Origin of the sequence: Neptunomonas antarctica (assembly GCF_001305295.1) — a bacterium.
Taxonomy (GTDB): domain Bacteria; phylum Pseudomonadota; class Gammaproteobacteria; order Pseudomonadales; family Balneatricaceae; genus Neptunomonas; species Neptunomonas antarctica.
In genome coordinates this window covers 221,086-227,180 of sequence record NZ_LJSI01000015.1, presented here as the reverse complement: position 1 = coordinate 227,180, position 6,095 = coordinate 221,086, and the positions used below count along the sequence as shown (strand labels likewise).

General features: G+C 40.9%; 5 protein-coding genes. 4 read left to right on the top strand and 1 reads right to left on the bottom strand.

The features are described 5' to 3' along the window. Positions 1-255: 255 nt before the first annotated feature. Positions 256-1,398 (top strand): ice-binding family protein, encoded by a 1,143-nt coding sequence (locus Nant_RS01300; protein WP_054339842.1) that lies wholly within the window; start codon positions 256-258, stop codon positions 1,396-1,398. Positions 1,399-1,880: 482 nt separating this feature from the next. Next, a complete protein-coding gene (locus Nant_RS01295; protein WP_054339825.1) occupies positions 1,881-2,147 on the top strand; it encodes a DksA/TraR family C4-type zinc finger protein in 267 nt (88 codons plus the stop codon). Between the two features lie 389 nt (positions 2,148-2,536). Here Nant_RS01295 and Nant_RS01290 read toward each other — a convergent pair whose 3' ends face one another. Further along, on the bottom strand, positions 2,537-3,484 hold the full coding sequence (locus Nant_RS01290; protein ID WP_054339824.1) for an IS30 family transposase: 948 nt from the start codon (positions 3,482-3,484) through the stop codon (positions 2,537-2,539). A 506-nt stretch (positions 3,485-3,990) separates the two neighbouring features. On the opposite strand from Nant_RS01290, the gene Nant_RS01285 reads away from it, so the two are divergent. Together Nant_RS01285 and Nant_RS01280 are read left to right on the top strand one after the other, a co-directional pair. Further along, complete coding sequence (locus Nant_RS01285; protein WP_054339823.1) at positions 3,991-5,565, top strand: DUF262 domain-containing protein; 1,575 nt, start codon at positions 3,991-3,993, stop codon at positions 5,563-5,565. Continuing rightward, positions 5,537-6,058 (top strand): HEPN domain-containing protein, encoded by a 522-nt coding sequence (locus Nant_RS01280; RefSeq protein ID WP_202904920.1) that lies wholly within the window; start codon positions 5,537-5,539, stop codon positions 6,056-6,058. The genes Nant_RS01285 and Nant_RS01280 overlap by 29 nt, the downstream gene beginning before the upstream one ends. The last annotated feature ends 37 nt before the right edge of the window (positions 6,059-6,095 follow it).

Sequence of the window (6,095 nt, the reverse complement as noted above, 5' to 3'; positions counted from 1 at the left end):
TATCAACTAGTTAAATTAAATTTATATATTTATTCAAACAAATTAATAACTATCATTAGGATAGCAGTAAACATATTGTTATACTGGTCAATATATAACCATATAATTTTATATAAAGGTTAATAATACTAAAGTAAAAGACTGATTCTGGCTCTTTGACGACACTATTAATCACATACAACCAGATACTAGGATGAGATTTGGGAACGACAGTAATGGAAAAAAAAAGTGTTTATGTTTCAATTCGAGCGGTCTATGAGCAACAAATGGTCAAAAATTTTCTTATGTAGCATCTTATCAATCAACTCATCAGGGGCTGCAGCAGGCTTATTGCTGGGTCCTGATTTGTTAGGTTATTCTGCAGTGGCTGGTGCTGCCATATCTATAGCAGCAGACGCGGTCGTTGATAATAATCTCGGTGCCGTTGCCGCCGTTGCAATCGGTGCCAGGACTGAGACGGCAAACATCTATTCTGGTAACGCCGCCGTGGCAATCGGAGCTAACGCTACCACGGGAAATACCTATGCAGGCATGGCCGTTAGTTTAGGTGCTGACGCCAGCGCTGCAAACATCTATGCAGGTGCCGCCACCACTGTGGGCGCTAATGCTAGCGCTGATAATATCTATTCTGGCGCAGCCATCACGCTGGGAGCGGGCGCATCTGCAGAAGATGTGTATGCGGCGGCGGCCATCACTAATGCAGGTGTGGTAAACAGTAGTAGTGCAGGTAATACAACTACGACTACTACCGCTATCAATTCCTATCAGGAAACCTTAGACCTCGCAAAAGCTTTGGAACAAATAGATAGTGCTCAGAAATCCTTATTTAACATCAAAAAAGATTATGATGTGATGACGAACCTAGGATCTTATAACTTTGATGCCGGAGTCTACGAAGGATCGGCTCTGACTATAGTTGCAGGTTCAACCATTACGCTTGATGGGCTTTTTGAAGAAAATCCGTTGTGGATTTTTAATCTTAGCGCGGCCATGACAGTGGGTGCTAATACTACATTTGAAATAATTAACGCAGGCGCGGGTGCTGGTGTCATCTGGAATTTAGGCGGTGCTCTGGATCTGGGTGCCGGTACATCTTTTCTGGGTACTGCTTTTGTAACGGGAGCTGTAACGGGTGCTACATCAAGCGTTAGTTGCGGAAGCTTATTTGCTACGGCGGCCATTGGCATAGGTTCGGTGACATCTACGAATTGCCTGGGATCAGAGACATGGGCTGGCTCAATTAATGGGTTAAGTGATGGCATTCAGGTCATTGATAGTTTCGCGATAAACAGCAGGTCAGCAGCAGTATCAGTGCCAGAACCATCGACAGGTTTTCTAATGGGCGCCATACTTATTGTGCTGGCTTCTGTTAAATCCAACCGTAAAAATAAATGCTGAAGTAATTGTAAATGAAGACATCCTTCCTCATTTTATGAGGAAGGATGTCTAAGGCGAAAATCCCTGTGGGGTAATAGTTAACCTTTAGCCCCAGCCTCTGGATATGCGCTTTTCTGCAGGCCGCAAGGCGCTGCTTACTCAGTTAAAATTCGTACTTATTCTCAATACCTTTAATCAACTCAATGTGGTTTATAAATAACCCATTGAAGTCATATCAGCTCGATTAAATTACATGTTTGTTGCACTTATTATATGCAATCGCGGTCAAGTACTCCCGGCATGTTTCGTCTGACCCCTCTTAGTTCACCCCCACTTAATTTTATTCTACAGAAGCTCAGCTTTAATCATTTAGATTTAAGAACTTGTATTTAAGAGCTCAGCGGCTTTTTTTGCATATCAGAAATTAAGTGGTGAATTAGTGAATAAATTAGATCAAAGTTAAATGTGAGGCTCATTCAACTTGAGAAATACAGGAGCGAATCATGGCAGGTGGCTGGTCCCGGGACGGGGCGGTTCAGGATCAAATTGATGCCAGTGTGGAAGATGCGATAGCACTGGTCCGCAGCCGCTTACCTGGCGGCGATAGCTTAACGCATTGCGAGGAATGTGAAGCCATCATCCCAGAAGCGCGACGCAATGCTGTGCCCGGTGTGCGATTATGTGTCCGCTGCCAGACCGCGCTCGACGAACAGCAAGCCAACCTCAGTAGCTATAACCGACGCGGCAGCAAAGACAACCAATTGAGGTGACCTTCAAACAGAACGAAGGACATGGTTACTATAGGTTTTGTAATTAAGTGGGGACAGATGACACATGCCAGGAATAATAAAAGTAAGTTTCATCTGACTCTACTAATTTATAAGTTCGAACCACTAGCTACAAACAGGCAAATCATGCTGTTTTACAAAAGCGCTTAATGAACTTTGTTATTCTTATATCTTTCCCTACGGTCTTGATCCTATTTTTATTAAAAATTCTCGTTTTTATTTGTTAACGCTTTAACAGCATTCGCTAAGTAATTATCAATTTGTGTTGATTTTAAATTAATTGCCCGTGGAAAATTATCGCATTCCAGTTTTATTTTTTTAACTTGATATGAAGATACTTCGCGAATTCAACTCTCAAGTGCAACACTCGCTTATGCGGCCTGACAGAGTTCGTCAAAGATCTTCTGTGGCTGCTTAAAGCCGAGACATTTTCTCGGCCTTAAGTTTATTCGGGTTTGCACCTGTCTTACATATTCATCGCTCACCCCGCGTAAATCGGTTCCTTTGGGAATATATTGGCGCAGCAAACCATTAAAATTTTCATTCAAGCCACGCTCCCAGGATGAATAGGGGTGAGCAAAGTACATTTCCGCTTCAAGACTCTTGGCTATCTTCTCATGCCCAGCGAATTCACCACCATTATCAAAGGTGATGGTGTGAACACTCTCTTTGTACGGTGTCAGCATATCGATAATCGCCTGAGTGACAACGTCTGAATGTTTACTGTCGACACGCTGAACAAGATAAAGGCGGCTTTTCCGTTCGGCCAGTGTCACCAGCACGCCCGTGCCTTGTTTCCCTAATACGGTATCCGCTTCCCAATCACCTACGCGTTTTCGTGATTCCACAATAGACGGCCTTACATCAATAGATACGCGATTAGGAATCGGGGAGCACTTACCGTTCTTTCCTCTTCTGTATCGTTTATGACCTTGTCGTAAGTGCCTGAATAACTGCCCACCAGAGGCTTTGTCTGCCGCCACATGGCGGTAGATCCATTCATGGCTGACACGATAGCCGACCGTCTTACCCACTTCGCTGATCTGCTCAGGACTCCAATCAAAACTGAGCGCCCACTCAACATACACCACGACATGGGTCGGTATGCTGTACTTTATCGATTGTCGCCGCCTCTTCTGAGTCAAGGTTTCAGCCACTTCAGGCTGATAGCATTGAGCTAGGCTATTACGTTTAATCTCTCTCCCGAGGGTTGATCGGTGCACATTAATAAAACGAGCAATATCTGCTGCGCTAAACCCCTGCGAAATAAGTAACGAAATCTGGTATCGTTTCCCTTCGGTCAATTGCTGGTAACTCATGATGATACTTCTTTGTCTTTGGCGAGCTGAAGAGTATCACTATCAGCAATTGACCTCCTCTCGCCGTTCCATCATGAGTGTTGCACTTATTATCTGAAATCGCGCTTTACTTGCATAGGTTGACAAATAAAATCCCTTAAACTAATAAAATCATACAACTTATAAAGTAGTGCCGATTTTCATTAGCTTACCGCTGCTTGCTTGCGACTCTGCAAATTATAGGTAAGATGTAAGCAAGCACTTCAATTTTAGATAATACAACGACATAGAATCTTTTTTCTAATGGCAACCGTCAGAAAAGAACTGTATTTTGGGCTATTAATCCCAGAGAATTTTAAGTCGAAAAACGGAGCTTAGTTCGGTGTATAGATCACCTCCTACGAAAAACCATAATCTGTGCGAGACTCAATACACGAGGCTTCACGGAAGATAATCACAGATTTATAAACTAATTGATCTTCAATATATTAAATATTTTATTACTAATCAATAATGGATCCGTTGATATGAATACAAGAGAACTCACGCCAGATGAACTCGAAAAAACAGAAGTTTTAAATCAATCAGGCATTACTTATGCACTACTTTTTTTAACTGATAATGGCTTAAAAAAAAGTATCTTGGACGCTACCGTACCTATAGCGCAGTTATTAAAATCAAAACACATACATGACTATGATTCCCAAAGTTTCGGTACTGAACATAAAGTAATGCTTCCGTGCATTATTTTAAGCAAATCTCTTCGTGAAGAAACAACGGCGTCGCTATATCGTGCAAATGGTAGAGGTGATACACGTTTTTGGCCAGGAAGGTTCCATCTTTTTGCATCACCCGAGCAAGTATTCGCGCTATTTGTCGAAAATAGTAATATTGTAGTTCTAAACTTATCGGATGGTCAGCCACTTAATGCTACTGATGGTTCTGACTTTTCTGAGATATTAGATCGCATCAACTACGACTCTAGTGAATTCATTGGAGTCGCAGATTTCGGCGAAGAAACTCAGGTTATAGATCCTGTTAGTAGCGAATTAGATGAACCATCTCGATTTGAAGTTTCTAGTTATGGCTGGGACAGTGATGTAGAAGGTCTTGTTAAACGACTCAATCGTGGTGATATTAAACTACCACGATTTCAGCGCGGTTTCGTATGGAGCCCCGTTGAGCAATCTAGATTCATCGAATCTTTGATTCTTGGTTTACCTGTTCCAAATATTTTCCTTGCTCTAGACCGAATCACTAAAAACTTAAATATAGTAGACGGTCAACAACGACTAAAGACACTTCAGCGCTATTTAGGTGGAAAATTCGCCTTATCAAACAGCAAAAAAATCCATGAAGATCTTCGCGGATGCTACTACAACCGTAATGTGGCAAAAGGTGCGAAGTCTAAGGTCCTTGAAGATGCCGATGAACGGACTTTAAGTGATTCTATTTTACACAGTATCGTGATCAAACCAGACCCTTCATCAGATAGCCCTGAATATGGTCAGGAATATAATAATGCAGTAGTACAAATATTCAGAAGGTTAAATACGAGCGGCAAAGCTTTGCAACCACAAGAAGTTAGGTCATGTATTTTCTATGGGCCTCTTGATGAACTTCTTCATGATCTTAATAAGAATGAATCATGGCGTAGCTTGTTTGGTCCCGAGCATAGTCGATATAAAGATGTTGAAACTATTTTAAGATTTTTGGCCTTATATGAAAACGTCGAAAATTATAAAGCTCCAATGCCTAGTTTTCTTGATAAATATATGGAGGATAATCGGAATATGGAGGCTGATAAGATACTAGAATTGCATCAGCTTTTTGAAAGAATCACTAGTCTTCTTCTTAACGCTTGTGGTGAATCACTATTTAGAACTGGTGGAACTCTTCTTCTATCAAAATTCGATGCTGTAACTGTTGGTTTCGCAAAGGCTATAGCTTCAGGATCAGTCTTTGAAAATAAAGAAATAAATTCCAAGATAGAGCTGTTACTTGACGATCAGGATTATGTCGACTCTACCGCTGAATTCATTAACGATACGGGAAATGTAATCAAGAGAGTTAATGCAGCAATCAGAATATTTAAAGGGTAGAGTTATGGCACTTCGTTCTCGCCATAAAGGCCACGATAAATATAAATCTAGAATAACAAACTTGTTTAATGTATATGACAACGTTAGTGACCCTGCAGAGCAAGCGCATAATGCTAAATACCTTGCTGTTTTGGTCTCTGGCTATTTAGAACAAGCAATAAAAGAGTTGTTATTACATTATACATTTCAGGGAGCTAGACCCCAGATATCAAGATATATAGAAGAAACTTGGCCAATATCTAGAAATATGAATACCCAAAATATTAATGATATTTTAGGCCAATTTAATTCAAAATGGAGTGAGGATTTTTTATATTGGCTGGAACAAGATGATAATAGAAAGAGTAATATAAACTCTATTGTACGTTGGCGTAACGGCATTGCTCATGGGCAGGAATCAAATACAACAGGGGTTACGCTTGTTTCGGTTCGTAATGCCTTTTCCACAATAGGTGACTTAGTTTCATTTATTGATGGTAAAGTGAAATCGTAAGTCAATGAGAAGATACTCACTCGTAGTGAGTATCTTC